General features: G+C 34.4%; 32 protein-coding genes. 5 read left to right on the top strand and 27 right to left on the bottom strand.

Features of this window, described 5'->3' with window-relative positions; translation table 11 throughout:
* Window positions 1-24 precede the first annotated feature (24 nt).
* From ACH6CY_RS05770 to ACH6CY_RS05660, 23 genes are all read right to left on the bottom strand, one after another.
* On the bottom strand, window positions 25-558 hold the full coding sequence (locus tag ACH6CY_RS05770; RefSeq protein ID WP_374066326.1) for a spore maturation protein: 534 nt from the start codon (window positions 556-558) through the stop codon (window positions 25-27).
* Complete coding sequence (locus ACH6CY_RS05765) at window positions 555-1145, bottom strand: nucleoside recognition domain-containing protein (protein WP_374066325.1); 591 nt, start codon at window positions 1143-1145, stop codon at window positions 555-557. Before ACH6CY_RS05765 ends, ACH6CY_RS05770 begins: the two co-directional genes overlap by 4 nt.
* Window position 1146: 1 nt before the next feature.
* Window positions 1147-2034: a D-alanyl-D-alanine carboxypeptidase family protein gene (locus tag ACH6CY_RS05760; protein WP_374066324.1), complete on the bottom strand. Its 888-nt coding sequence runs from the start codon at window positions 2032-2034 to the stop codon at window positions 1147-1149.
* 201 nt (window positions 2035-2235) lie between these two features.
* The gene (locus tag ACH6CY_RS05755) at window positions 2236-3093 is read right to left on the bottom strand and encodes a superoxide dismutase (RefSeq protein WP_374066323.1); all 858 of its coding nucleotides are present in this window, start codon (window positions 3091-3093) and stop codon (window positions 2236-2238) included.
* A gap of 75 nt (window positions 3094-3168) precedes the next feature.
* On the bottom strand, window positions 3169-3753 hold the full coding sequence (gene scpB, locus ACH6CY_RS05750; RefSeq protein WP_374066322.1) for an SMC-Scp complex subunit ScpB: 585 nt from the start codon (window positions 3751-3753) through the stop codon (window positions 3169-3171).
* A gap of 84 nt (window positions 3754-3837) precedes the next feature.
* Window positions 3838-4572, bottom strand: a complete 735-nt coding sequence (locus ACH6CY_RS05745) for a segregation/condensation protein A (RefSeq protein ID WP_374066321.1) — start codon at window positions 4570-4572, stop codon at window positions 3838-3840.
* A 134-nt stretch (window positions 4573-4706) separates the two neighbouring features.
* A complete protein-coding gene (locus ACH6CY_RS05740) occupies window positions 4707-5072 on the bottom strand; it encodes a GNAT family N-acetyltransferase (RefSeq protein ID WP_374066320.1) in 366 nt (121 codons plus the stop codon).
* A gap of 205 nt (window positions 5073-5277) precedes the next feature.
* Complete coding sequence (locus ACH6CY_RS05735) at window positions 5278-5715, bottom strand: peptidylprolyl isomerase (protein ID WP_374066319.1); 438 nt, start codon at window positions 5713-5715, stop codon at window positions 5278-5280.
* Between the two features lie 17 nt (window positions 5716-5732).
* Entirely contained in the window at window positions 5733-7031 is a 1299-nt protein-coding gene (gene lysA / locus ACH6CY_RS05730; RefSeq protein WP_374066318.1) for a diaminopimelate decarboxylase, read from the bottom strand.
* 232 nt (window positions 7032-7263) lie between these two features.
* The gene (locus ACH6CY_RS05725) at window positions 7264-8724 is read right to left on the bottom strand and encodes a spore germination protein (protein WP_374066317.1); all 1461 of its coding nucleotides are present in this window, start codon (window positions 8722-8724) and stop codon (window positions 7264-7266) included.
* On the bottom strand, window positions 8696-9286 hold the full coding sequence (gene spoVAEA, locus ACH6CY_RS05720; protein ID WP_374066316.1) for a stage V sporulation protein SpoVABEA: 591 nt from the start codon (window positions 9284-9286) through the stop codon (window positions 8696-8698). The genes ACH6CY_RS05725 and spoVAEA overlap by 29 nt, the downstream gene beginning before the upstream one ends.
* A gap of 30 nt (window positions 9287-9316) precedes the next feature.
* The gene (locus ACH6CY_RS05715) at window positions 9317-9718 is read right to left on the bottom strand and encodes a stage V sporulation protein AB (RefSeq protein ID WP_374066315.1); all 402 of its coding nucleotides are present in this window, start codon (window positions 9716-9718) and stop codon (window positions 9317-9319) included.
* A gap of 1 nt (window position 9719) precedes the next feature.
* Window positions 9720-10340 (bottom strand): stage V sporulation protein AA, encoded by a 621-nt coding sequence (locus ACH6CY_RS05710; RefSeq protein ID WP_374066314.1) that lies wholly within the window; start codon window positions 10338-10340, stop codon window positions 9720-9722.
* A 141-nt stretch (window positions 10341-10481) separates the two neighbouring features.
* Window positions 10482-11237, bottom strand: coding sequence for an RNA polymerase sporulation sigma factor SigF (sigF, locus tag ACH6CY_RS05705; protein ID WP_374066313.1), 756 nt, complete (start codon window positions 11235-11237; stop codon window positions 10482-10484).
* Window positions 11238-11249: 12 nt separating this feature from the next.
* Window positions 11250-11690 carry an anti-sigma F factor gene (gene spoIIAB / locus ACH6CY_RS05700; protein WP_374066312.1) on the bottom strand — a complete coding sequence of 147 codons (441 nt, stop codon included), beginning with the start codon at window positions 11688-11690 and terminating at the stop codon, window positions 11250-11252.
* A complete protein-coding gene (spoIIAA, locus tag ACH6CY_RS05695; RefSeq protein ID WP_374066311.1) occupies window positions 11687-12040 on the bottom strand; it encodes an anti-sigma F factor antagonist in 354 nt (117 codons plus the stop codon). Before spoIIAA ends, spoIIAB begins: the two co-directional genes overlap by 4 nt.
* A 174-nt stretch (window positions 12041-12214) precedes the next feature.
* A complete protein-coding gene (locus ACH6CY_RS05690; protein ID WP_374066310.1) occupies window positions 12215-13381 on the bottom strand; it encodes a D-alanyl-D-alanine carboxypeptidase family protein in 1167 nt (388 codons plus the stop codon).
* Window positions 13382-13472: 91 nt separating this feature from the next.
* A complete protein-coding gene (gene xerD / locus ACH6CY_RS05685) occupies window positions 13473-14360 on the bottom strand; it encodes a site-specific tyrosine recombinase XerD (protein ID WP_374066309.1) in 888 nt (295 codons plus the stop codon).
* 2 nt (window positions 14361-14362) lie between these two features.
* Window positions 14363-14581, bottom strand: a complete 219-nt coding sequence (locus tag ACH6CY_RS05680; protein ID WP_374066308.1) for a DUF4227 family protein — start codon at window positions 14579-14581, stop codon at window positions 14363-14365.
* Between the two features lie 129 nt (window positions 14582-14710).
* Window positions 14711-15169: a ferric iron uptake transcriptional regulator gene (gene fur, locus ACH6CY_RS05675; RefSeq protein WP_374066306.1), complete on the bottom strand. Its 459-nt coding sequence runs from the start codon at window positions 15167-15169 to the stop codon at window positions 14711-14713.
* Window positions 15170-15273: 104 nt separating this feature from the next.
* Window positions 15274-15912 (bottom strand): stage II sporulation protein M, encoded by a 639-nt coding sequence (spoIIM, locus tag ACH6CY_RS05670; protein WP_374066305.1) that lies wholly within the window; start codon window positions 15910-15912, stop codon window positions 15274-15276.
* 77 nt (window positions 15913-15989) lie between these two features.
* Window positions 15990-17162, bottom strand: a complete 1173-nt coding sequence (locus ACH6CY_RS05665) for an endonuclease Q family protein (RefSeq protein WP_374066304.1) — start codon at window positions 17160-17162, stop codon at window positions 15990-15992.
* Between the two features lie 6 nt (window positions 17163-17168).
* Window positions 17169-17723 carry an NUDIX domain-containing protein gene (locus tag ACH6CY_RS05660; protein WP_374066303.1) on the bottom strand — a complete coding sequence of 185 codons (555 nt, stop codon included), beginning with the start codon at window positions 17721-17723 and terminating at the stop codon, window positions 17169-17171.
* Window positions 17724-17833: 110 nt separating this feature from the next.
* Between ACH6CY_RS05660 and ACH6CY_RS05655 the strand changes: the two genes are divergently transcribed.
* Window positions 17834-18754 (top strand): aldo/keto reductase, encoded by a 921-nt coding sequence (locus ACH6CY_RS05655; RefSeq protein ID WP_374066302.1) that lies wholly within the window; start codon window positions 17834-17836, stop codon window positions 18752-18754.
* Window positions 18755-18833: 79 nt separating this feature from the next.
* On the opposite strand, the gene ACH6CY_RS05650 is transcribed toward ACH6CY_RS05655, so the two are convergent.
* Window positions 18834-19625 (bottom strand): SDR family NAD(P)-dependent oxidoreductase, encoded by a 792-nt coding sequence (locus ACH6CY_RS05650; protein ID WP_374066301.1) that lies wholly within the window; start codon window positions 19623-19625, stop codon window positions 18834-18836.
* Between the two features lie 150 nt (window positions 19626-19775).
* Here ACH6CY_RS05650 and ACH6CY_RS05645 point away from each other — a divergent pair, with 150 nt between their 5' ends.
* The 3 genes from ACH6CY_RS05645 to rnz are packed head-to-tail and all read left to right on the top strand — an operon-like array spanning window position 19776 to window position 22479.
* Window positions 19776-20522, top strand: a complete 747-nt coding sequence (locus tag ACH6CY_RS05645) for a glycerophosphodiester phosphodiesterase (RefSeq protein WP_374066300.1) — start codon at window positions 19776-19778, stop codon at window positions 20520-20522.
* Between the two features lie 13 nt (window positions 20523-20535).
* On the top strand, window positions 20536-21555 hold the full coding sequence (gene namA, locus ACH6CY_RS05640; protein ID WP_374066299.1) for an NADPH dehydrogenase NamA: 1020 nt from the start codon (window positions 20536-20538) through the stop codon (window positions 21553-21555).
* Window positions 21556-22479: a ribonuclease Z gene (rnz, locus tag ACH6CY_RS05635; protein ID WP_374066298.1), complete on the top strand. Its 924-nt coding sequence runs from the start codon at window positions 21556-21558 to the stop codon at window positions 22477-22479. It abuts the gene before it with no gap.
* A 131-nt stretch (window positions 22480-22610) separates the two neighbouring features.
* Here rnz and ACH6CY_RS05630 read toward each other — a convergent pair whose 3' ends face one another.
* A complete protein-coding gene (locus ACH6CY_RS05630) occupies window positions 22611-23858 on the bottom strand; it encodes a DNA polymerase IV (RefSeq protein WP_374066297.1) in 1248 nt (415 codons plus the stop codon).
* A 104-nt stretch (window positions 23859-23962) separates the two neighbouring features.
* Window positions 23963-25084 (bottom strand): M20/M25/M40 family metallo-hydrolase, encoded by a 1122-nt coding sequence (locus tag ACH6CY_RS05625; protein ID WP_374066296.1) that lies wholly within the window; start codon window positions 25082-25084, stop codon window positions 23963-23965.
* 207 nt (window positions 25085-25291) lie between these two features.
* Between ACH6CY_RS05625 and prli42 the strand changes: the two genes are divergently transcribed.
* Entirely contained in the window at window positions 25292-25447 is a 156-nt protein-coding gene (prli42, locus tag ACH6CY_RS05620) for a stressosome-associated protein Prli42 (protein WP_374066295.1), read from the top strand.
* Between the two features lie 165 nt (window positions 25448-25612).
* On the opposite strand, the gene ACH6CY_RS05615 is transcribed toward prli42, so the two are convergent.
* On the bottom strand, window positions 25613-26122 hold the full coding sequence (locus ACH6CY_RS05615; RefSeq protein ID WP_374066294.1) for a L,D-transpeptidase: 510 nt from the start codon (window positions 26120-26122) through the stop codon (window positions 25613-25615).
* Between the last annotated feature and the right edge of the window lie 106 nt (window positions 26123-26228).

The following is a 26228-nucleotide window of genomic DNA, read 5'->3' as shown; positions in this document are numbered from 1 at the left end:
AACGTTAACACATGTGTTAACGCCTCAATTTGAAAATACCATTGAAATAATGATAATCGATGTTATTATACCAACAAAATCAGCTATAAGTCCAACTTTTAATGCATCACCCATTTTCTTAATCCCAACTGCACCAAAATAAACCGTGATAATGTAAAACGTAGTATCTGTACTCCCTTGCATGGTGGAAGCTAGTCTACCAATAAAAGAGTCAGGTCCATAGGTTTTAATTAAATCGGCAGTAATTGCCAACGCGGCAGTTCCTGATAACGGTCTAGTAAATGATAAAGGGACAATTTCACTAGGAATACCAATCCATTGAAGAATTGGCTGGAACATATTAATTAAAGCATCCATTGCTCCAGAACTACGAAATATTGTGATTGAAACAATCATTCCTAATAAATACGGTAAAAGTGACACGGCCATTGTTATTCCTTCTTTACCACCTTCTACAAACAATTCATAACTAGGGAGCTTTTTCATTACTGCAGTTATTAGGATCAACAAAATAATAACAGGTATAATCCATATACTGATCATTGAAATCACATTCATTTTTTATTCTTCCGCTCCCTTCTATAATGAAATAATCGATCAACCATTATGGCAACTATTGTTGTGAAAAATGTTGCAATAATCGTTGTTCCCACGATTTCGGTTGGAGCAGTTGATTCATATTGCATCCGGATTGCAATAACAGTTGTAGGAATGAGTGTTAAACTTGAGGTATTAATTACTAAAAAAGTAATCATTGATCTGCTAGCATGATTAGATTTAGAAAGCTTCTTCATTTCTTCCATTGCTTTGATTCCCATTGGTGTTGCAGCATTACCTAATCCAAAAAGATTTGCAATAAAATTAGATAAAATATATCCCATGGCCGGATGATCTTTGGGTATTTCCGGAAATAACCTGGTAATAAAAGGCTTAAAGACCATTGCTAACAAAGATAAAATGCCAGCTTTTTCTGCTATACGCATTAATCCAAGCCAAAATATTAGAATACTAACTAAACCTATAACTAAGGTAACAGCTTCTTGTGCACTGGAAAACAAAGCTTGATTAACTTCCTCCATTGTTCCATTAAACATTGCATAAACAATCCCAATAATCGCTAGTGCTGCCCAAATGTAATTAACCATTTCATTTCACACCTATTAACTGCGTAAAGGTCGTTACAACTTGTGGCCAAAATCCTTTTTTTTCAATAGATTTAGTTGTTGTATGTTTCGTTGTAGTAGTTGTAAAGTGATCAAATCCCCAATCAAATAAACGAACGTGATCCTGCCAATCATTGGGATCTTGTAGTGTGACTGCTATTAATATAACGTCATTTTTTTCAGCAATGGAAATCAACGTTCGACCAGCTGCTTTCGTATAGCCTGTCTTTCCACCAATCGTATATGGATAATAATGTGTTAATAGCTTATGTTTGTTAGCCCATGTATACATTCGTTGCTTCGATTTGTATGATTTTGCCCTTGTTATACGTGCAAACGTGTCATTATTCATTGCATACTTTGTTAAAAGCGCCATATCATAGGCTGTTGAATAATGAGTTTTAGAGTCCAGTCCATGGGGATTGTCAAAATGTGTGTTATCCATCCCCAACCATTCTGCTTTTTCATTCATTAGATAAGAAAATCCTTCCACACTTCCTCCCACATATTCTGCAATGGCTGTAGCCGCGTCATTACCAGATCGTAGCATTAAGCCATAAACTAAGTCCTCTAATGATATTTTTTCTCCTATTTCAAGATAAATAGAAGATCCTTCTGTGTAGACTGCCTCTTTTGTTATTGTAACCATTTTTTCTAATTTACCTGACTCAATTGCAATGATTGCTGTCATCATTTTTGTAATACTAGCGATGAGATGTTTTTCATGTGCGGCTTTGTCATATAATACTTCTCCAGTTCCTTGGTTAATTAAAATTGCATTTCTAGCTGTAACATCTGGTTTCGCAACTGAATTAATTGGAAACAAAATCATTGAAAATGTAACTAATATAAAAATAAATATGCGCACCATTCGTTCACCCTCTCCACACTTTTCTATAAAAGTATATGCAGAAAGGACAAGCGTATGATAACGCACAAATAATACATCTATCTTTGTTGAGTGAGCATAAACCGTTATCCAAATCAGTTAATAATTTAAATTTTGATAGAAGAATAATTGTTATGTGTGACACCATTGCAAAAGTATACGTAGCTTTTCTTTATATTATTTTTAAAAAGGCTGCCATATAACCTTATTAGCTTGAATAAAGCGTTGATTGACATTATCCCAATTTACAACATTCCACCAAGCTTTAATATAATCGTTTCTTACATTTTTGTATTGCAAATAATAAGCATGCTCCCAAAGATCTAAAACTAATAAAGGAATAGTATCAGCTAAAGCAAAATGTTGATGTTTTTCCAATATGTGAATGACTAACCTACGAGAGCGAGGACTCCATGCTAAAATAACCCAACCACTTCCTTCTACAGATGATGCAGCTTCAGTAAACTTCTTTATAAACATCTTGAAGGAACCAAAATCGCGATTGATTTGCTTTAGTATGGATTGATTTTTGTTGGGAACTTCTCCACGATAGGGAGACATATTAAACCAAAATATAGTATGCAAATAATGACCTGATCCATTAAAGGCTTGTTCTCGCAACCAATATTTTTGATTAACTGAATCGTTCGTAGGGCTGTATAATGCTATTTCTGCACGATTAAGCCCATCTATATAGGATTGATGATGCTTTTGGTGATGTAATTTCATTATTTTTTCATCGATGTAGGGCTCTAGTGCATCATATGCATAGGGTAGATTCGGTAGTTTATGTTTTCCAATGGGAACTTCTTGTTCATTCAATCTTTGAAGCCATTGATCATAATATGATTCTGCTTCTTGTTTTATTTTTAAAACGTTATGATCAGAGAGCGATTCTTTCCGCCAAATATCGTTAATTTTACTTTTCCACTTATTCCAGTCTTTTAGAATAGTTTCTTCACTACGATCAAGAAATAATTCATCTATTTGTTTTGACCATGTAATTACTTTTGCTAAATAATTTTTGTTCTGTTGATTCATATACTCTCACCTCAAATTAGCCTATGCAGACAAAAAAAGTTAGTGCCATTGTGACACTAACTTTTTCTAATTGATTTATTCATTCATGTCAGAATCAAGTTTACTAAAAAACAAATCTGCTTCTTCCGCTACATCTGAATCTGTTATATCTTCTGGTAAAGGAGGTAGCTCTTCAATAGATCGCAATCCAAAATACGTTAAAAAATCAACAGACGTGCCGAACATGATTGGTCTACCAATTGCGTCTTTCCGGCCTATCTCTTCAATCAAAGCCCTTGATACTAATGTTTGTATTGGACGATCACTTTTTACTCCCCGAATATCTTCAATTTCCGTTCGGGTTATCGGCTGATTATAGGCGATTATTGCTAGTGTTTCCAATGCTGCTTGAGATAATTTAGATGCATGAGGTGATTCCATCAATTTTTGAAAATAAGCCGTATGCTCTGGTTTAGTAGCAAGATGATAGACTCCTTTCGCTTCAACCAACATGATTCCTCTATCCGTGTGTTCATAATCATATTTTAATTCGTCAATGATGCACATAATTGTATCTTTATCTAGCTCTAATACAGATTTCAATTGACGTATACTCAATCCTTCGTCACCAGTTGCAAATAGCAAACCTTCTAAAATAGCTTTAAAGTTATTATTGCTCACAACATGTTCCTCCAAGTCATACGTGTTTCTAAATTTCATAAAATAAGTTGAGGCTATATTAATATATATAATTAAAAAATATACTTACGTGTTAGGATAAATCGTAAGTGTATCAAAATGTTTATGTTGTGTACACTGTATTTCTTTATTTTTCATCAACTCTAATAAGGCAACAAATGTAACAACAATATGCGAACGAGTTGGGTATGTAAACAAGGTGTCAAATGTTACACCATCAGTATGTGTTTGAAGATGTATTAATATTTCTTTCATTCGTTGTTTGATAGGTATTTCTGTTCGCTGGACAGTTGCATTCATCGGACGATTCCACTTCTTTCGAGTCAAAACTTTTTGCATAGCGAATAACATATCATAAATGGAAACCTCTCCATTGTTTTGAATCGGTACGTGCTGTTGATTTTTCTGCAATGGTTGTGGCGATCTAGTATAACTATAACTAGCTTCTAATTCTCTTTCTTTAAATTGCGTCGCAGCTTCTTTATATTTACGATATTCAATTAAACGATGCATCAATTCTTCACGAGGATCTTCTTCATATACATCATCCGCTTCATCAAGCTCTTGATTTGGCAATAATAGTGCACTTTTCATAGCAAGCAATGTGGATGCCATCACAAGATATTCGCTCGCTATATTCAATTCCAATTGTTTCATTGTATGAATATATTGCATGTATTGTTCGGTAATTTCAGAGACAGGAATATCATAAATATCAATTTCATAACGATTGATCAAATGCAATAAAAGATCTAGCGGCCCTTCGAATGCATCTAATTTCACTTGATAAGATTCGTGCATAACTTCCTTCTCCTTCTGCCATTCTTTTTATTTATTCTTTTATTCTACCACAATTGTTAGCATAAACTTAAGATGTTTTTCTTACCTTATATACTAATAAGCAACAATAACAACAGATAAAAAAACCAACTCAATTAGAGTTGGTCATCATTGTCATTACATTTTTCGAAAAAATGATTCGTGACATCGTTTGCGCATATAAAATACTTATCACTGTATTGTTCTCTAATTGCCTGAACCATTTTTCTACCTATACCTGAATTTCTATGGGATGGATTAACTGAAATGTGCTGAACGACTAACTTCTTTTCCTGCTCATTCACAAATACACCAATAGCACCTACAACATCTTCTTCTTTCCAAAGGTGTAAAAACCAATTCTCATTATCTTCATAAGCCTTAATTGTTTGTTGCAGTTTTTTCACATCTTTCTCTTCAGGCATAAAAGATAATAGCCCCATAGCAATTTTTTCTAGCGACTTTTTATATCGAATTAACATAGTTACCCCTCATCATATAAATCTTTTATATAGTATAACGAAAATACAAAAAGAAATGTTTCAAAAAAACAGATTATAATTTATTATATTAAAATCATACTACTTTTTTGATTAATTGTCATGATAAAGATAAATGTTTAAGTGGAAAATCTAACAATTTTATGACTTAACCTACAATAAACAGAAAAAGCAAGCCTTAAATGGCTTACTCACCTTCTGTTATCATTACCTTCTCCATACGATCACCTTGTTTGATTCTTAAAACTGTGTCCATTCCTTCAATAACTTGCCCAAATACTGTATGGACACCATTCAAATGTGGCTGAGGTTCATGAACAAGGAAGAATTGACTGCCACCAGTATCTTTCCCAGCATGAGCCATTGATAAAGAACCTGCTACATGTTTATGTGGATTTCCTTCTGTTTCACACTTAATCGTATAACCCGGACCTCCTGTTCCTGTTCCATGAGGACAACCCCCCTGTGCAACAAACCCAGGAATGACTCTATGGAAAGTTAACCCATCATAAAAACCCTCATTTGCTAATTTTTCAAAATTAGCCACTGTATTTGGAGCTGCATCTTCATACATTTCAATTATTATTTTTTCACCATTTTCAAAAGAAATCGTTGCTGTTTTCATTATCTAAACTCCTCCTCTTATTCATAAGATAAATCATTTCTTAATATGTCTTGATATGTTTCTCTTTTTATTACTAGCCTGTCTTTACCGTTTTCAACAAAGACTACTGCGGCTTTAGGGAATCGATTGTAATGATTAGACATTGAATAACCGTATGCCCCTGTACTATACACAGCTAAAATATCTCCAGAAATAACTTCAGGGAGTGAAATATCCCACAAAAGCATATCACCTGATTCACAGCATTTACCAGCAACAGAGGTTATATTACGTGTTGGATGATTCATTTTATTGGCTACAACAGCAGCGTACTTTGCCTGATATAGTGCTGGTCTAATATTATCAGTCATTCCACCGTCGACCGCAATATAATCACGAACATTGGGAATTTTCTTTTGAGACCCAATCGTATATAACGTTAATCCTGCATTGCCTATAATCGCACGACCAGGTTCAATCCATATCTCAGGGAAATCCATATTCAAATCATTAACTTGCATGTCTATTTCTTTTATAAGTGCCTTCACATATTCTTCTAAAGCTAATGGCTCATCCTCACTCGTGTACTTAATCCCAAAACCACCACCAAGATTAAGTACATCAGGGGCAAAATTATACTTTTTACTCCATTTATTAAGTGCGTCAAACAAACGACGAATTGCCATAACAAAACCATCTGTCTCAAATATTTGTGAACCAATATGACAGTGAAGCCCTTTTACATGAACATACTCAAGATGTTGTAACTTGTTAAAAGCTTCTTCAGCTTGCCCATTCGCTAAATCAAAACCAAACTTTGAATCTTCATTTCCAGTTAATATGTAATCATGTGTGTGGGCTTCAATTCCTGGAGTTACTCGAAGTAAAACTTCCATCTTCTTATGATTATTTGATAAAATATCATTTAATAAATCTATTTCATAAAAATTATCTACTACAATACAACCTATATCGTTTTGGACTGCCATTTCTAGTTCTGCTCTACTTTTATTATTGCCATGCATATGAATCTTGTTTGTTGGAAATCCAGCTTGCAAAGCAGTATAAAGCTCTCCTTCCGATACCACATCAAGGCTCAAATTTTCTTGCTTAGCAACTTGTAGCATAGCAATAGATGAAAATGCTTTACTTGCATAGGCAACTTGTGCCTTCACACCAAACATATCAAATGTGTTTACAAATGCACGCGCGTTTTCTCTAATTTTTTCTACATCATAAACAAACAATGGTGTACCATACTTTTCCGCTAAATAAACAGTATCAACGCCACCAATTGTTAGATGTCCCTGATCATTGATTTTTTGATTTTCGTACATCGATACACCTCCCCTCCCCTCATATACCCATGAACTATAAAAACCCTTGCCAATTAACACAAAAAATGTATTACCTCTGCATAAAGGAAGGGATTTAACTCTTTCTCAGTATTGTATAACTAGAACATGTTAGCAATAGTAATTTAAACTAATATCGTTAATTTACCACAACTTCTAAACCTATTCAACAATATTAAGAGGGAGATAGTATTATTTATTGAATAGATCATGTTTATCGTTGTTTATAGTTATTTTTAGGATGGACAATACTTGGGCGTTTTTTTGTAGTCGGTACAGAAAAACGAAATATAATTTGGATTAACGCAGCACCATTAAACGGAACAAATGGCCAGAGATATGGCGTATTCATTGATTTAGTATGTATTAAATGCATGACATAAAGCGTAAAACCAATAATTATACCTTTCACTCCAAATAATGCTGTTGCTATTATTAATAGTACACGACTTATTTTATTTGCTATACTCAATTCATAACTTGGCGTTGCATAAGAACCGATTGCACTAATAGCCACATACAAAATGACTTCAGCACTGAATAAGCCTACATCAATAGCTATTTGACCAATGAGAACTGCTGCAATCAATCCCATTGCTGTAGATAAAGGTGTTGGCGTGTGTATAGCTGCCATACGTAATAATTCAATACCAATATCAGCAAAAATGATTTGAATAACTATTGGAATATTACCAACTTCATTCGGTCCAATAAAATGTAGTGATTCAGGTAACAAGCTTGGCTCCATTGTCAATATTAACCACAACGGTAATAAGAACACAGAGGCGAGCATACCTATAAAACGAATCCATCTAATAAACGAGCCTACTACTGGTGACTGTCGATACTCCTCAGCATGTTGCACATGGTGAAAATAGGTTGTTGGTGTGATGATCATACTAGGTGATGTATCTGCCATAATTAGTACATGGCCCTCAAATAAATGATTGGCAGCTACATCTGGTCTCTCAGTATATCTAACTAAAGGAAAAGGATTCATCCCCTGCTTCACAAGGTACTCTTCAATCGTTTTATCTGCCATTGCTAACCCATCAATATCAATTTTCTTAATCTCTTTAATAATTGTTTTCACCAATCCATCATCAGCAATATCCTTAATATAAGAAACACAAATATCTGTTTTCGATCGTTCACCTACTTGAAGAATTCGATTGCGTAAACGCTCATCCCGAACACGCCTTCTTGTTAAACCAGTGTTTTCTATTATATTTTCTGTATATCCATCTCGAGAGCCTCGAACAACTTTTTCCGTATCTGGCTCTTCTGGTCCTCTACCAGGATAGTTTCTTACATCAACTATAAATGCATGATCTGTATTTTCCACAAAAATGACGATTAAACCTGACAACAATTGTGTAATCACTTCATTAAGCTCATGCTTTTTCTCTACCTGTTGATGGACAAGCCTGTTTTCTATAATAGTTGATAATTGGTCTTTATTCGGTTCTTCATCATTAATAGCTGTTAATTTTTTCAATAACTCTACAACAATGGATGTGTCACAAAGTCCTGTAACGTAATAAAGTTGAACTTTTTGATCTAATAAAATGATTTCACGAAAACCTATATCAAAAGATGTACCGATACCTAATCTTTTAGTCATTTGTTTTTGATTCTCTTTAATATTAGCAGTTATTGGAGTTTTTTTCGTCATGTCCCTGTTGTCTCCTTTCCAAAATAAGTTCAATCGCTTTTGTTGTAATCGGACATCCTTTACTCACATCGTCATGACCATCCATCTTCCCTATATCTCCAACCCCAACTATTGTAGGAATAGCTAATTGATCAAGCAAATATACCGTGTCACCATTAATCCGTCCACGCTCATATGTCGGAATACCTGCTTTATTTACACCGTCATTTATTACATTTCCATCTCGGTCAATTGAAAAATTTATTCGAGTCCATTCCTTATTTTTCGTGTGCGCTGCAACTGCAACGGCACCAATAATTACAATCGATTGATCATTAGCTAAAGCTTGTAAAATAATCTCTCCAGCACCTACTCCAGAAAATCCTGCATCATCTATTAACACGTATACAAGCTTCGTGCTAGCTTGCTTAATCGCATGAATCATCTCGGAAGGAGTGATTTTACTTGGATTATCAGCTAATGTAATTAATGCCGTACCACCAAGTTGCTTTGAGACATACTTTATCGCTTCCCTAGCATAATGATCACCATCTGTAATAATTATTATTTCTTTACGCTTCATGATATATCCTTTCGATAGTAAATTTTACTATTATTTCACAAATAGTAACCATTGAAATAGAGAGCCAGCTATTTTTCCAAGTACAATTGCTAACATTAGCCAGATAATTTGTTGATCAACATTTATTCGTTTTGCCAATATAGGAAACACATTAAGAACTTCTGTTAATGCGGCTGCCAACATACCAATAAACACACCGTGAAGTAAGCCCCAAATTAAAACAAATGGAACACCAACTTTGAGATGAAAAGGTGTAAAAGATAAGTAGCTACCAAACATCACACCACTTACAACTCCAAATTCATAGAAATGTAGAAACTTATTTGTTTTACTTAGTTGAATTAGTCGAGGGATGATGCCTAGTACAGTAATAAAAGCTACGAACCCGGTGCCAACTATTAAACCAGAAGCTAATCCTACAATGATATCCATACTATGATTGATCATCATTTTTTTGATTTAATGGATTTTCATAATATTGTATATACTGATCAATTTCCTGTTGATATTTGTACATTTCTATCTCCATAGGACTAGGTTCATCATTTAACCTTTTTTTAAATAAATAATTAAAAAAAAGTATCATTCCTAACCCTAATCCGACTGAATATGGTATTTGCAACCATAATGGGTATTCAACTTGTTGTCCTGTTAGCAAATAATGCAATCGTTGTTGAACGCTTTGCATACTTACATCATAGTGAAAATTCATTATCGCCATTGCTGAACCAATGAATAAGAGTAACCACACAATTAATACAAGCAGTAAGTTTGATTTGTTTTTTGCTTCTTTTTTATGAATGATACATTGATTGGACCCTAGAAGTTGAATATCCACATTTGGAAGGTATTTTTGAATGATTTGAATTATTGTTAATGCTTCTATTACATAAGATTTATTTTTTAACTCTTTTTTATGGTGAATGATTATTTCGTTACAAATTGAAACTAACTTTTCTGGTCCTGTTATAAATGCTAAGTCCTTAACCGTGACTCTCTGTGGTGGTTTAATATAGGCATATTTTTTTAGACGCATATATAAATTGTTTTGCACAATAATACTCCTTTCATCTGTCCCTTCCCTCAATTAGTATAAGGCAAGTATGATAAAATCATACATCGTGCATAGTTATCAAAAGATGAAGCTTTTCTAAAATGAAACAACAAAAAACCATTGAAATTTTTCAATGGCTTGTCATTCTAATACCCCTATTTGGCTTTTCATCCATTCTAGAATTTTCTTCTCTAACCGCGACACTTGGACTTGTGAAATTCCTAATCGCTCCGCTACTTCTGATTGAGTTTTATCTTGGTAATAACGCAAATAGACAATAAGTCGTTCTCGTTCATTCATTTCTCGTATTACTTCTTGTATTGCTATTTTATCAAACCACTTACTGTCCTGATCTGAAATTTGGTCCATTAATGTTATTGGATCACCGTCATTTTCATAAACAGTTTCATGAATGGAATGCGGTAATTTCGATGCTTCTTGGGCGTGTACCACTTCTTCTATCGAAAGATCTAATGATTCCGCTATCTCAGATATCGTTGGAGATCTTCCTAGTAATTTAGTAAGCTCATCTTTCTTTTTTCTTACTTTATTACCGACTTCTTTCAATGAACGACTTACCTTTAAGCTACCATCGTCTCGAATAAAACGTTGTATTTCTCCAATAATCATCGGCACTGCATACGTCGAAAATTTCACTTCATAGGATAGATCAAATTTATCAATAGATTTTAATAAGCCAATACAGCCAATTTGAAATAAATCGTCTGGATCATATCCACGATTCATAAATCGTTGCACAACAGACCATACCAAACGGACATTCCGTTCTACTAAAATATCTTTTGCTGATTGATCGCCTTTTTGGCTATTCCTTATATACGTCTTTACTTCTTCATCGGTTAATTGAACGTCATTTCGTTTATATTTCATCTCCATTGTCTTAACCCCTTAATTACATAAGGTTTTGGACTTATTAAAGTATTTTATTAAACATATTTTGGTTCCTTCTCCTAATTTTGATTCAATTTCTACGTTGTCCATAAAGTTGTCCATAATCGTAAAACCCATACCAGATCGCTCTAGTTCAGGCTTAGAAGTATACAATGGCTGGATAGCTTCATCAATATTGTCAATACCAATACCATGATCCTCAATTGTAAGTTCTACTTTATTCTCGTCAATAGAACAAGTCATAAGGATTCGTTGACTGTCATCATTGTTATACCCATGAATAATTGCATTTGTTACCGCTTCTGAAACAACCGTCTTTATTTCTGTCAATTCTTCCATGGTTGGATCTAACTGAGCAACGAAAGCCGCAATAGTCACACGAGCAAATGATTCATTCTCACTTATACTAGTAAACGACAATTCCATTGAATTTCTCATGATGCAACCCCCAATCGAATAAGCGCATGCATCTCACTATCTTCCAATCGAATAATTTTAAATAAGCCTGATAGTTCAAATAATCGTTTAACTGCCGGAGAAATGGAGCAAACAATCATTTCTCCTTTAATTTGTTTCAACTCTTTGTAGCGTCCTAATATGACTCCAAGACCTGAACTATCCATAAACGTTAACTCACCTAAATTAAGTATCACATGTTGTACATCTACCTCATACAGTATTCTTTGCCAGTCTGTTTTAAATCGCTCCGCTTCATGGTGATCCAATTCACCCGAAAGTCGCACTAATAACACATTTTCTTTAACATTCCAATCTACCTTTAAACTCACTATGTCTCCTCCTTTTACCTTATGTGATTTCGGTAACAGAATAGCTTACTTATCCTGTAAACGTTACAATTTATCTCTATCTTGTGAACGTTTATTTTTTCTAAGCTTATCTTTCTATTTCTCTTCTCTAGTTTCCTGCCTCTTGACAAAACTAGTGCATAAGCTACACATTTATTAGATTTTCACCAATTTTCTCATTGAGTATTTAAACAGCTTCCACATATTAGCTTGTTTCATTGAGTGTTCAAGTAATAAAGGGGTTTCAGTTATTATTTTTCCGTTATGCTTCACTTGTAAAACCCCAACCTTACTTCCTTTTTCAAGTGGCAATGTCATGTGCTTATTTATTTTCACAGTGGTTTCAACACCTGATACATCCGTTCCTCTTTCTAAAAGTACAGATACCGAATCTCCGGTAATAACATTAACGTTATTTTTATCAGCTTTTAGCATTGAAATTTGTGTAACAGGTTGATCTTTTTTGTACAATAATTCTGTTTTATATTGCGAGAAGGCATAGTCTAACATTTGTGTAATTGATTTCGCTCTCTCCTTTGGTGACTCTGCACCCATTGCAACTGCAATGACACGCATGTTATCTTTTTTGGCTGTTGCAGTTAAACAGTACTTTGCTTCAGATGTATAACCAGTTTTTAAACCATCTACCCCTTGATAAAATTTGACTAGTTTATTTGTATTCACTAACCAGAATTCATCTTCTGTATCTTTTCTCAAATAATCTTCATAAATTTTTGTATAATTTGTTACTTGTTCGTATTTTAATAGTTCCTTTGCAATGACGGCCATATCGTAAGCTGTAGAAAAATGATTGTCTGCCGGTAATCCTGTTGTATTTTGAAAAATGGTATTTTCTAACCCTAACTCCTTTACCTTCTTATTCATCATAACGACAAATGCTTTTTCACTTCCCGCAACTCTTTCTGCTAAGGCAACACTAGCGTCATTTCCAGATGCAATCGCAACACCTTTTAACAAATCATTTACTGACATTTCTTCTCCTTCTTCTAAAAAAATTTGCGATCCACCCATAGAGGCTGCGTGCTCACTAACACGAACTTTTTCATCTAACGTAATTTTTTCATCATCTAGTGCTTCCATAATTAATAATAATGTCATCATTTTTGTCATACTTGCTGGTGGCAGTTGTTCATGTGCATTTTTTTCATACATAATTCCACCCGAATCTCTTTCAATTAATATTGCTGAACTCGCCGAATCTGCTAAAGACAAATCAGCTGTATTTTTTTCGTTAGCATGTACAGTTTGAACAGAGAAAATGGTAAACAATAAAACAAAAAGTGAGCTTATTATTTTTTTCATGTTAGTACCTCCAAATATGTAATGTTCCTAGTTTCTCCATGTTCATCAATTTTTATAACAAAAAAAACTCACTCCATTTAATGAAGTGAGTTTAAGCTCTAGGATGAAAATTAGTGTAAATATCTTTTAATCTCGCTTGTGTAACATGTGTATATATTTGTGTAGTGGAAATATCGGCATGACCTAGCATTTCTTGCACAGAACGAAGATCAGCACCATTTTCTAATAAATGTGTTGCAAAAGAATGTCTCAGTGTGTGTGGCGTAATTTCTTTTTTTATTCCTGCTTGTTTTGCTAACGTTTTTAATATTTTCCAAAAACCTTGTCTTGATAATGGATTACCGTGATGATTGACAAATATTTGTTCAATTTTTTTTTGCTTAACTAACGCACTACGAGACATCATCAAATATTCTTCAACTGCTTCTTTGGCTATATTACCAAGTGGAACAATTCGCTCTTTGTTTCCCTTACCAACACACCTGACAAAGCCCATTGTTAAATGAATGTCTTCTAGCTTTAATTGCATCAATTCTGAGACTCTTAATCCAGTGGCATAAAGCATTTCAAGCATCGCTTTATTACGAATATTCAGCGGGGAGTCGCTTGGAATGGATAACAACTTTTCTACTTCTTGTTTGGATAGTACTTTAGGTAAACTGCGCGTTTTTTTAGGTGTTTCAATATGTAAACTCGCATCATGAGGTAAATGATACTCACGCACTAAAAATTGATGAAACAATCGTATCGTGGATAACATTCTAGCCATCGTAGCTTGCGAACGGTCTTGATCATTTAAATGATACAAGAATTTTAAAGTATGATTTCTTTCTACTTGTTCCCATGTATGAATCTGTAACTCGTTTTCTAAGAAATGCTTATATTGCTTCATATCTCGTTGATAGGATTGCAGTGTATTATCTGATAATCCTCTTTCTATTTGAAGATAATGAAAAAAATCTGTTAATGCATCTTTCATTTTTATTCCCCTAATCGAAAAAAAATAGATATTCGATCAATCCACTCATACCTAACTTGTTTATCTACTTTTACAGCATTTCCTTCTGGTGGATCATAGCGATGATAATTTTCATATTCCTGATGGATTGCTTGTAAGCCAAAATAAAAAAGCGAAGTACATAAAATAAATAAGAAGAATAGTTTAATTACATCTTTTGTATACGTTAATAATCCACGCATCCCGATTACTCCTTTTTTAATATCATAAGAGTCTAATAAATCGCAGCTCTTTTAAAAGATATGCCAAAAAGGAGAGATATTATACATCACTTTTTTATTAAACAAAAAAGCCTTCTTCAATAAAGGCTCTTAGGAAGAAGCTTTCCATTCTTGTTCTTGACATTTTTTGCAGATCCCATGAAATGTAAGACGATGATCTTTTACCTTAAAATTCCAATCTTTTTCTACAATTTCTTCTACATCTTCCAATAAATCATCCATTATTTCTTCAACAGACCCACATTCTGTACAAACTAAATGATGATGAAAATGGGTAGCGCCCTCTTTACGCAAATCATATCGTGATACACCATCTCCAAAATTTATTTTATCAACAATCTTTAACTCGGACAATATTTCTAGTGTTCGATACACTGTAGCTAATCCAATTTCCGGAGATTTTTCTTTCACTAATAAATAGACATCTTCTGCACTTAAATGATCTTCTTCACGTTCTAGAAGTACTCTAACCGTTGCCTCACGTTGGGGAGTTAGTTTATAGCTTTGCGCGTGTAGTTGCTTTTTAATACGATCAATACGATGTTCCATATATAAAACCTCCCTCTTCTATCAATTATAAGCACAGCAAGAAATTGTGTCAATTAAAATTATTATTAATCACAACAAATAATTATTTTTATATTATATTGATTTTAAATTAACCATTCAATTACCCATTTCATCATTTGATCAGATACAAATGCTTCTATGACTGAGGCAATTGCGGCAATAACTATTAATATAATAAAAATAACAAAATATTGAACAAAGTATTGTCCAATCGGTTCTTTTTGCAGTTTTCTAGAGAATATTTTTTGAATCAATGCTAAAGAAAAAATCATCGCAATTCCACTTGCAAGTAAATAGACTGGTATAATAATTAAGTTCTGAGGAGCAATAGACGCAGCAGAAAATAAAAGTCCACCCCACTCTAATTCAGTTACAAAAAATCCAACTGAAAATCCAACAACAACACCTTTTATAAAAATGAGAATCCATATAATTGGTAGACCAATTACGGATAAGCCTAAAATAAAAAAAAGAGCTAAGTATTGGAAATGATAAATAAAAGAAGTTTTAAGAATCTCACTATTCCCTACAATTGGCCCTTCGAGTAATCGGTTTAAGAATTGATTGACATAGAAGGATAAATTTTGTTTTTGGATAAAGTCCATACTATTTACAATCACTGCACCAAAAACAACACCAATTAGGAATAAAACAATCATAAAAAAGTAGATTAAATGATATTTTTTCATATGATTGTACACAATTGATTGACTACGATTCATCACAGTTCCTCCGTTCTTACTGACTATAGTAAAAATCTATGAGGAAATTGTAATAAATAGACCAGCAAATCTATAATCTATTCTAGTAACTTTCCGTATTTACCTCCACCACCCGACTTCACGTGCTGGATTCCTTTTCTCATTTGTAAAATATGTTTTGTGATGTTATCTGGTACAACATCATTTAATTGCTCTTTCGTAGCATGATGAATGATTTCCATCTCTGTTCCAAAGTTTTTTAATAATTTATGATATGACTTTTCCCCTAAACCAGGGATGTATTCTAATGGAACTTGATGAATATAAGTCGGACGATTACTATGTTGGAGTTGCTCATGCTTTGATACTAATTCTTGAATGCGTTCAGCAACTCCTTTAATCACCTTATCCGAACCACAATCGGGACACGTGAAACCAAATTTACCTGGAGCAAGGCAATTTTTACAGACTGTATGATAATACTTTCCTAACTTAGGGTGCATACCATAGTTTGTTACAACTTTCCTTCCTTCTTTTTCTTGTAAAGCAAGAGACAATTCCGAAAATGTTCCTTCTTTTAGCCTAAGTTCTTGATACTCTCGTGCGATTTTAGCTAAAGAATGTGCATCAGAGTTTGTCAGGTATGTGTAACCATGTAATTCACTGATTTGATCTGCCATACTTGTATCAGAACTTAATCCAAGTTCTACTGCGTCGATCATCTCAGGATCTAAAACTTCTGTTAAGGATCGAACAACACCCTTACCATATAAACTTTTAAACGGCGTAAAAATATGTGCAGGAATAAATAATCCTCCAAGTTCTCTCACTTGCTGTTGCAAACTTTTTCCACTACCATAAAATCGTTGTGAACTCAAGTTTATGTTTGTCATTCGTGTGCTAAGCCAAGAAGTAAATTGTCTCATTTGTTGTAAAGTTGGCAAGAAACATAGCACATGAATCGGTCCAGCACATGTTTCATCATAAATCTCGATTTCAGTACCTAGAATAAGAGTAACTTCCTCAAATCGTATCCCTCCACCTTTTAACTCTTCTGCTTTACTTACTTGAACTAAATCTGACAATTCTTCTTGAATAGCAGGTGAATGACAATCAATCACTCCTACCATTTGAATACCTTTATTTCGACTAGCTTCTTTTAAAATGTTTGTTAATGTCAGTGATTTCCCACCAGTGATTTTAACCGGTTTGTTGTACTTATCACGACCAACATGCACATGTAAGTCTGCATAAATTGATTGTAAATGCATCGATAGTTAACCTCTTTTGTTTATTTGTTCTTTAACATACAAAAGTGCATATGCTGTTTTAACATCATGAATCGCTTGTGTTTGTAACAATCTTTCCGCTTCAGACAAGGAAATTGTATGTACAACAACGAATTCATCTTCGTCCAATTGTTTTTTTTCGTCTAACAAGATCAGCTCTTTCGTGAAATAAAGATATAATAATTCATTGGAAAAACCAGGTGTCGTATAAAACGATGTAACATAGTCTATTTTTTCAGTTGTGTATCCCGTCTCTTCTTCTAACTCTCGTATTGCAGTTACTGCTGGCTCTTCTCCTGGTTCTAGCTTTCCCGCTGGTATTTCAATGATGCTCTTATTCAATGGTTTACGATATTGCTCAACCATTAACAACTCATCATTATCCGTCATTGCAATAATTGCAACCGCACCAGGATGTTTAATGATTTCCCTTTTAGAAGTATTTCCATCTGGCAATGTGACATCATCAACTTGTAGCTGTACGATCTTCCCATTAAAAATTTGCGTCGTTGCAATTGTTTTTTCCTCAAATGTATTACTCACGGCGGGTTCCTTCTTTCATTCATATATTATTACTTATTTTAACATACTGATTGTAATGGTTGTATTTCATTCTTTTTATTTTTAGAATATGAATGAAAGGAGTGTTTATATTGAGGAAAAATCAACTTGGAAAATCAAACTTGTATATATCTGAAATGGGGATCGGTTGTATGTCTCTAGGTACCGATCGCCGAAAAGCGAGTACTATGATTGACCGAGCAATTGACGTCGGAATTAATTATCTAGATACAGCAGATTTATATGATCAAACCGTAAATGAATCGATTGTTGGTCAAGCGCTGAAAGGAAAAAGAGAACAGATCATCCTTGCAACGAAAGTGGGAAATCATCTCCAACCAGACGGAACTTGGTTTTGGGATCCGTCGAAAGCTTATATAAAAGAACAAGTAAAATCAAACCTGCTGCGATTACAGACCGATTATATTGATTTATATCAACTCCATGGTGGAACGATTAATGATCCAATTGACCAAACGATTGAAGCCTTTGAAGAGTTAATCCAAGAAGGATTGATTCGTTATTATGGCATCTCCTCTATCAGACCAAACGTGATTAAAGAGTATGCAAGACGCTCGTCCATTGTTTCTGTCATGATGCAGTATAGCTTATTCGACCGTAGACCAGAAGAATCCATGCTAGACTTCTTACATCAAGAAGGTATAAGTGTCGTTACAAGAGGTTCATTAGCGAAAGGCTTTTTAACTGATCAGGCAAAAGCAGTCGTAGAAAACAAAGGGGACGAAGGATATCTTTCCTATTCTAGTGATGAATTGAGCACAATCATTAATGAATTGAATCAAACAGACTTAGCTAATGATTCATTAACTTCTACTGCATTACGTTATGTATTAGACCACCCTGCAGTAGCAAGTGTCGTAACAGGAGCTAGCTCGTTGAAACAGCTTGATGCCAATGTGTCTGCTATTTTACAATCACATGCCTTACCAACATCATTGTATGAAAAGTTACAAAAAATAACGAAACAAACATTCTATGCGAATCATCGCTAACTACACCATCTATTTATTTTATCATTCAAAAGGAAACGGCTAATTAATAGTAATAGCCATTTCCTTTTTTTATTGTTTGCTACTTTTTATTAAATTGTTTTTTTAATAATCGTTCTGTCATCACAGGAAATAAATGATACAATCGACTTCCAATCTCCATCCATTTAGGCAAATTGATTTCTCTTTTCCGCTTGAATAATGCATGAACAATCGCATCTACTACATCATTTGGATATAGCATATAGCGTTCTACATTTTTTTGATAATTCCCACTTGGATCAGCTGTTTGAAAAAAGTTTGTTTTTACAGGTCCTAAATTCACTGTAGTCACATATAAATCTTGTTGTTCAATTTCTAAGCGTAATGCGTTACTGAATCCTAATACAGCATGCTTTGTAGCGCCATAAATAGAAGATTTTGGGGTTGCTATTTTTCCAGCGAAGGATGCTATATTAATAATATGACCTTTTTTAGCTGCTGATAAAGAAGGAAGCAGTTGCTGAATACTTTCAACTAGCGACAAAACATTAACTTGAAACATTTGTTCGATATCACTTATCTTTGCTTCTTCTATCGAATCAAAAATTCCAAAACCAGCATTATTAATTAATGCGTCGATTGTTGGATATTGTTGATAAATTTTTTTAAATGTATCAGTCCTTGCTTTCCTGTTCGCTAAATCTACGGAATAAACATCACAATGTATTGAATAATTGTTTTCTAAAGATTGTTTTAAAGCATCAAGTTTATCAGTTGAACGTGCAAGCAATATTAAATTAGCACCATGAGCAGCGAGCGATGTTGCTAAGCCTTCCCCTATTCCACTTGAAGCTCCAGTAATTAAAATCGTTTTATTTAAAAAATTGCGCATAATATCCCCCGTTCTTCTGATCTGTTAATCTATATCATAATATAACATGCTTTTTCATTGTAATCACCATCATCCTAGTTTTGCTTCGATTGACTTTTTTTTTGAAATATTACACAATCATTAAGAATACCTTGATTATGAGGTGAAGTGATGAAAACGATTATTTATGCACACAGAGGAGCAAGTAAACATGCGCCGGAAAACACATTACCTGCGTTCGAGCTCGCATATGAATCAGGAGCAGACGGAATTGAAACAGATGTTCAATTAACAAAAGATGGTATCCCTATATTGTTTCATGATGAAACGGTAAGGCGAACAACAAATGGAACCGGGTTTATCCAAGATTATACCTTTGAACAGTTACAAAAATTAGATGCAGGAGCTTGGTTCTCTAAGCATTATGCGAACACACGAATTATGTCTCTTGAGCAATTTTTGTTGTGGACAACAAATAAAAACTTAATATTAAATTTGGAATTAAAAACAAATATTATTTCATACAAGCACATTGAACAAATTGTGTATGACTTGCTTGTTAAATACGACCAATTAGGTCACACAGTAATTTCTAGCTTTAATCCTGATAGTTTATTAAACATGCACCAGATCGACGCTACAGTTACAACTGCATTTTTAACATCTAAGAAAAAAGTAGATTTAATCAATTATACAAAGCGTCTAGGTGCAAAAGGTATTCATATAAAAAATAGATTAATGAATCAAAGTCTTATCAATAAAGCGAAACAAGAGGATATCTATGTTGCTACATATACGGTGAATCGAGTCTCACAAATGATGCGATGCTATCATACCGGATGTCATGCTATTTTCACTGATTTACCTTATATTGCAATAGAGACGAGGGAACTATTCGAACAAGATATTATCCAATAATGGAGGATAGAAAATGGAGCATAAATTATTTAGTCCAATTACATTTAAAGAAGTTACTTTAAAAAATAGAATTGTCATGTCACCGATGTGCATGTATGCTTGTGAACCAGAAGACGGTACCGTACAAGATTTTCATGTAACGCATTATGAATCAAGAGCAGTTGGTCAGGTAGGACTAATTATGCTAGAAGCAACTGCTGTACAACCAGAGGGTAGAATTTCTACGAAAGACTTAGGCATATGGTGTGAGAAACATATTGAAGGACTAAAAAAAGTTAGTGATCGCATTCACACTCACGGCGCAAAGAGTAGTATACAATTAGCCCATGCCGGGAGAAAAGCTAATTTACCTAATGATATTTTGGCACCAAGTGCGATCGCTTTTAATGAAAATTATAAAACACCGAATGCGATGTCAATCGATCAAATAAATGAAACGATTCAATCATTTAAAGTTGCTGCGGATCGGGCAAATCAAGCAGGATTTGATGTGATAGAAATTCATGCGGCACATGGCTATTTAATTAATCAATTTTTATCACCATTAACTAACAAACGAACAGATAGCTATGGTGGTGCTAAAGAAAACCGCTATCGTTTTCTATCAGAAATTCTTGAAGCGATAAAAACCATCTGGAAAGCACCAATCTTTGTACGAATTTCAGCAGATGAATATCACAAAGATGGCAATAATATGGAAGACTTTATTTATTATGCTGAACAATTAAAAAAACAAGGTGTTTCCTTGATTGATTGTAGTACTGGTGGTGTTGTTCCTGCAACGATTCAGCCATTCCCTGGCTATCAAGTGCCAAAAGCTGAGATATTAAAGAAACATGTAGCTATCCCAACAGGTGCTGTCGGATTAATTACATCAAGTATACAAGCAGAAGAAGTATTACAAAATAATCGTGCAGATTTAATCTTTTTAGGTCGTGAACTATTACGTAATCCTTATTGGGCAAAACAAGCAGCGAACGAATTACAGTTTGATTTAGATGCACCTAAATCATATGAGCGAGGTTGGTTATAAATGAAGCTAATATTTTTAGGGACCGGAGCAGGTATTCCCTCTAAAGAAAGAAATGTTTCTGCTATACTTTTAGATCTTTTGCAAGAAAGAGGAACAACATGGTTATTTGATTGTGGTGAAGCGACACAGCATCAAATTTTACGAACAACGATTAAACCAAGAAAAATTGAAAATATATTTATTACACATTTACATGGAGATCATATTTATGGCTTACCTGGCTTTCTAAGTAGCCGTTCCTTTCAAGATGGTACTACTCCAGTTACCATATACGGTCCCAAAGGAATAGAAGCTTTTGTTAAAACTAGCCTAGAAGTTAGTGAAACACATTTAAGATATCCGCTTTATTTCAAAGAAGTAGACGATGGAATAATTTTTGCTGACAATGACTTTGTTGTTTATGCAAAAAAACTACAGCATGGCATTCCAAGCTATGGTTACCGAATCGAACAAAAAGATCAACCAGGAGAACTATTAATCGATAAGTTACAAGCAATGGGGATCAGTCCTGGCCCTATTTATCAACACATAAAAGAAAACGAAATGACATCCTTGCCGAATGGTGAGGTCATTCATAGAAATGACGTACTCGGGCCAAATAAAAGTGGAAACATAATTAGCATTCTTGGTGACACTCGGTATGATAAAAGTTTTATTGAATTCATTAAAAATAGTGATGTGCTAGTACATGAAGCCACGTTTGCCAAAGATGGAAAAGACTTAGCTCACGATTACTTTCATACTACAACTGAACAAGCGGCACAATTAGCGAATCAAGCGCAAGTCAAGCATTTATTACTGACCCATATTTCTTCGCGTTATGCTGGTGACAAAAGTGAACAATTACAGGTTGAAGCAGCTACTATTTTCCCAGATGTCCAAATAGCTTATGATTTTTTTGAATACGAAATAAGAAAGGCGTAAGCGATTGTTTAATAACGTGAAAGCTTTACTTGGCGCTGAAACCGAACATCGATATTTCCTATACAAGCACATAACAAAATCAAACTTACGCTTTCTTATTTAATAAAAAATAGCGAGGCTTAAATGCTTCGCTATTTTTTATAGTCGTCTAAATAATCTTTTTGAAAGCTTGTGCTTGGTTGTGTTTTATCTTCGGGATCATTCATTTTTTTAAACGTATCTGCACCATACTTCTCTGTTAACTGCTCCATCGCTTGATAAAGCTTTTCTTTAGATGCTTCTTTTTCATATGTGAATAAATCTAATTGCTGGACGAGTTCTTGTTTATCTTGTAAATCTTGCACCGTAACACCCAACAATCGGATAGGTTTTCCATTCCAATGTTCATCTAATAAACCTAAAGCATAATTAAATATCGATGTCTCTTCCTCAATAAAGTCAACTAACTTCTTACTTCTAGTAATCGTCTTTCGATCATGAAAACGAATTGTCAGCTGGATATGTTGGCCTACTACCTTTTTTCGTTTAAGCCTTATGGAGACTTTACGAGAGAGTTTTCTAAGCAGCTGCCTAATTTCCTGATCGTTTGTCGTGTCTTCTGGTAATGTTTCCGAGTTGCCAATACTTTTAAAATCATAAATCGCGTCTGGGTCGACAATACTCGGATCAATTCCCTTTGCACGATTCTGTAATCGTTCACCATTAATACCAAGCACACGTTTTAATACATACACGTCTGCTTCAACGACATCTTTTATCGTTTTGATCTCTAACTTATGCAATTTTTCTGCAGTTTTTGAACCTATACCATACATTTCTTCAATTGGAAGCGGCCATAGTTTATCCCGTAAATCACGAAGTCTTAGAACCGTTATTCCCATCGGCTTTTTCATATCCGAAGCCATTTTTGCAAGAAATTTATTCGGAGCTATCCCAATACTACATGGTAAATCTAATTCATTTGCTATACGGTTTTGTATGCTTTTCGCAATTTCTAAAGGTGAGCCAAGCGCTTCACAAGACGAAATATCCATATATCCTTCATCTATAGATACAGGTTGTACGTAAGGTGTGATCTCTGCTAACATTTTAAACATTTCACTAGAAGCCTTTCGATAACGATCAAAGTTCGGACGCATCACAATTAAATTTGGGCATAATCGTTTTGCCTCCCAAAGTGGCATCGTCGTTTTCACACCTCTTGCTCTAGCTTCATAGCTACTCGTCACAACAATCCCTCGTCGTTCTTCTGGATTGCCTGCAATAGCTAATGGCTTTCCCTTTAGTGACGGATTGTACGCTGCTTCTACAGATGCATAAAAACTATTCATATCAACATGAAAAATAACCCTACCATTTTTAGGATACCATTTAGACATTTATCTCTTCCTTTAGGAACGTGCGTTCTGTCCACATTAATATAGCATATATCGATAAAAACTTCTAGCCTTATCAAATCAAACAATCTTAGAAAAAGAAAGTATTAGCTGATCGTTGTCTCTTCAACAATAGCTACAATTAATTCAGTAATTTTGTTTAATTCACTAATTGGCATTTTTTCAGAAGTCGTATGAATATCTTCATAACCAACCGCTAAATTGACCGTTGGTATACCTAAGCTAGAAATGACATTCGCATCACTTCCACCACCGCTTTGTTTTAATTCACTCTCCCTTCCTATTTTTTTAGCAGCACGTCTAGCAACCTCGACAACTAGATCACCTGACTGTTGTTTATACCCTGGATACATAACAGTCGTTTCTATTTCAGCTTCACCACCAAGTACAGATGCTGCATCTTCAAACGCCTTTTTCATCGCATTAACTTGTGCTTCCATTTTTTCCGGAACTAACGAACGGGCTTCTGCCAAGACTTCGACGTAATCACATACGATATTTGTCTTTTGTCCACCTTCAAATCGACCAATGTTAGCGGTTGTTTCTTTGTCGATCCTTCCTAATGGCATATTAGATATCGCTTTAGCAGCTATTGTAATTGCGGAAACTCCCTTCTCTGGAGCGACACCAGCGTGCGCAGTCTTACCTCTTACAATGGCCTTTATTCTTGCTTGTGTTGGTGCTGCAACAACAATGTCGCCCACTTCCCCATCACTATCGATTGCATAACCAAATGATGCATGAATTTTTTCTTTCGTTAGTGCTTTTGCACCAACTAAACCAGACTCTTCACCTACAGTGATAATATATTGAATATCACCATGACTTACGTTATTCTCTTTTAAAACGCGGATCGACTCTAATATTGCAGCTAATCCCGCTTTATCATCTGCTCCTAAAATCGTTGTTCCATCAGAAGTAACATAGTCTTCCGTTACTTGTGGTTTCACCCCTCGTCCTGGCACTACGGTGTCCATATGAGATGTGAAATAAATGGGTTCAATAGATGGGTCTCCTTTTAAGGTGCAGATTAAATTACCGGCACCATGCCCAGTTATTTCAGCACTTTCATCTTCATACACATCGACGCCCAGATCAGTAAACTTCTGTTTCAATATGTTTGCAATCTTAGCTTCATCGGTTGTTTCTGAATCTATTTGAACCAATTCTAGAAACTCTTTTAATAATCTTTCTTTATTAACTTTCATGTGAACACTCCTTTAGACAATCATATCTAAAAGAATAAACCTTCGCAACTTTATTTCAAAGCCACCTAACACTAGGTGAGACTGAAAGGATACCGTTACAGAGCATGATAAAGACGATTTGTGTCCTCCCAGTTCAACTTACAAATCAGGGTTGTACCTTTTCTTATTTCACGATAAAATACTTATAGGATAAAGGAGGCAGAATGAATGGCTAAATCAACAAATCAAAACAAACAAATGAAAAGTAAATCCAAAAAGTTATCGAAACGTCAGCGACGCAATAAAATAATTGTTTACCTTATGATTACAGCGATGGTACTCTCCGCATTCACAGCAGGGCTAGCTCATTTTATTAATTCATAATATCAAACCAGTCGATCAATGACTGGTTTTATTTTTGCTTAGTAATATATTTAAAATATTATATATCGAGTTAAAGTTAGCTATGCCCATTGATTGGTAAGCTTTCTCTTTCTTTACAACGATGGCGTTTAAATTCATACATCGGCAATCAACCACCTACAATTTCTATTCTTTTATCGCACCTTTTAACTTTGCCAATTTTTCAAAGCTAGCTGTTGTATCTACAATCCAAATTTTTGTTCCTATAGGGATTTTGTTAAATAGAACAATTACATCCTTATTTTTCATACGAATACAACCTGCAGAGACACGCTGTCCAATCGTTTCTGGTTGATTCGTTCCATGTACTCCATATACTCTACCATTTGTGTTTTCAGCATCAAACCCTATCCATCTAGCTCCTAAAGGATTGTTGGGATTCCCACCTGGAATATTTTTTTTTCGATAGTACGGTTGCTCTGCTTTCACAATAATGTTGAACATCCCTTCTGGTGTTTTTTCTTTTGTTACACCAGTTGCAACTGAATAAACTTTTTTTACTTCTCCTTCATTTATAAACGCCAATTGTAACGTTGCTTTGTTAACGATGACAAAGGGAGATTGATCTGTTGGATTTTCGCCTAAAGGCCATAATGGGGACAGAAATAATAAGATAGTAAGGTGCAATAATTTCATTTTAACTGTTCATTCCTTTTTTTCATTAGTATGTGAATAAAGAAGTTTTTTATCATTTAATCCTTTTTAATATTTCCTGGGAAAGCGCAAAAATCGTATTGGTTAG

It is taken from the genome of Paraliobacillus sp. JSM ZJ581, assembly GCF_044383835.1.
Lineage (GTDB): Bacteria > Bacillota > Bacilli > Bacillales > Amphibacillaceae > Paraliobacillus.
Note: the sequence above shows the minus strand (reverse complement) of the source record. Positions and strands in the feature narration are given on the sequence as shown.

Bases quoted from the DNA above. Each gene is read 5' to 3' on its own strand.
- spoIIAB (WP_374066312.1), bottom strand. From the start codon at position 11,690: ATGAGAAATTCAATGGAATTGTCGTTTACTAGTATAAGTGAGAATGAA.
- ACH6CY_RS05645 (WP_374066300.1), top strand. From the start codon at position 19,776: ATGAAAACGATTATTTATGCACACAGAGGAGCAAGTAAACATGCGCCG.
- ACH6CY_RS05715 (WP_374066315.1), bottom strand. From the start codon at position 9,718: ATGGATATCATTGTAGGATTAGCTTCTGGTTTAATAGTTGGCACCGGG.
- spoVAEA (WP_374066316.1), bottom strand. From the start codon at position 9,286: ATGAAGCGTAAAGAAATAATAATTATTACAGATGGTGATCATTATGCT.
- ACH6CY_RS05760 (WP_374066324.1), bottom strand. From the start codon at position 2,034: ATGGTGCGCATATTTATTTTTATATTAGTTACATTTTCAATGATTTTG.
- ACH6CY_RS05725 (WP_374066317.1), bottom strand. From the start codon at position 8,724: ATGACGAAAAAAACTCCAATAACTGCTAATATTAAAGAGAATCAAAAA.
- prli42 (WP_374066295.1), top strand. From the start codon at position 25,292: ATGGCTAAATCAACAAATCAAAACAAACAAATGAAAAGTAAATCCAAA.
- lysA (WP_374066318.1), bottom strand. From the start codon at position 7,031: ATGTACGAAAATCAAAAAATCAATGATCAGGGACATCTAACAATTGGT.
- ACH6CY_RS05735 (WP_374066319.1), bottom strand. From the start codon at position 5,715: ATGAAAACAGCAACGATTTCTTTTGAAAATGGTGAAAAAATAATAATT.
- sigF (WP_374066313.1), bottom strand. From the start codon at position 11,237: ATGGAGATGAAATATAAACGAAATGACGTTCAATTAACCGATGAAGAA.
- xerD (WP_374066309.1), bottom strand. From the start codon at position 14,360: ATGAAAGATGCATTAACAGATTTTTTTCATTATCTTCAAATAGAAAGA.
- ACH6CY_RS05745 (WP_374066321.1), bottom strand. From the start codon at position 4,572: ATGCACGAATCTTATCAAGTGAAATTAGATGCATTCGAAGGGCCGCTA.
- ACH6CY_RS05770 (WP_374066326.1), bottom strand. From the start codon at position 558: ATGAATGTGATTTCAATGATCAGTATATGGATTATACCTGTTATTATT.
- ACH6CY_RS05690 (WP_374066310.1), bottom strand. From the start codon at position 13,381: ATGAAAAAAATAATAAGCTCACTTTTTGTTTTATTGTTTACCATTTTC.
- rnz (WP_374066298.1), top strand. From the start codon at position 21,556: ATGAAGCTAATATTTTTAGGGACCGGAGCAGGTATTCCCTCTAAAGAA.
- ACH6CY_RS05615 (WP_374066294.1), bottom strand. From the start codon at position 26,122: ATGAAATTATTGCACCTTACTATCTTATTATTTCTGTCCCCATTATGG.
- ACH6CY_RS05665 (WP_374066304.1), bottom strand. From the start codon at position 17,162: ATGCATTTACAATCAATTTATGCAGACTTACATGTGCATGTTGGTCGT.
- ACH6CY_RS05650 (WP_374066301.1), bottom strand. From the start codon at position 19,625: ATGCGCAATTTTTTAAATAAAACGATTTTAATTACTGGAGCTTCAAGT.
- ACH6CY_RS05765 (WP_374066325.1), bottom strand. From the start codon at position 1,145: ATGGTTAATTACATTTGGGCAGCACTAGCGATTATTGGGATTGTTTAT.
- ACH6CY_RS05680 (WP_374066308.1), bottom strand. From the start codon at position 14,581: ATGCGTGGATTATTAACGTATACAAAAGATGTAATTAAACTATTCTTC.
- ACH6CY_RS05625 (WP_374066296.1), bottom strand. From the start codon at position 25,084: ATGAAAGTTAATAAAGAAAGATTATTAAAAGAGTTTCTAGAATTGGTT.
- ACH6CY_RS05740 (WP_374066320.1), bottom strand. From the start codon at position 5,072: ATGTTAATTCGATATAAAAAGTCGCTAGAAAAAATTGCTATGGGGCTA.
- fur (WP_374066306.1), bottom strand. From the start codon at position 15,169: ATGGAACATCGTATTGATCGTATTAAAAAGCAACTACACGCGCAAAGC.
- namA (WP_374066299.1), top strand. From the start codon at position 20,536: ATGGAGCATAAATTATTTAGTCCAATTACATTTAAAGAAGTTACTTTA.
- ACH6CY_RS05630 (WP_374066297.1), bottom strand. From the start codon at position 23,858: ATGTCTAAATGGTATCCTAAAAATGGTAGGGTTATTTTTCATGTTGAT.
- ACH6CY_RS05755 (WP_374066323.1), bottom strand. From the start codon at position 3,093: ATGAATCAACAGAACAAAAATTATTTAGCAAAAGTAATTACATGGTCA.
- spoIIM (WP_374066305.1), bottom strand. From the start codon at position 15,912: ATGAATCGTAGTCAATCAATTGTGTACAATCATATGAAAAAATATCAT.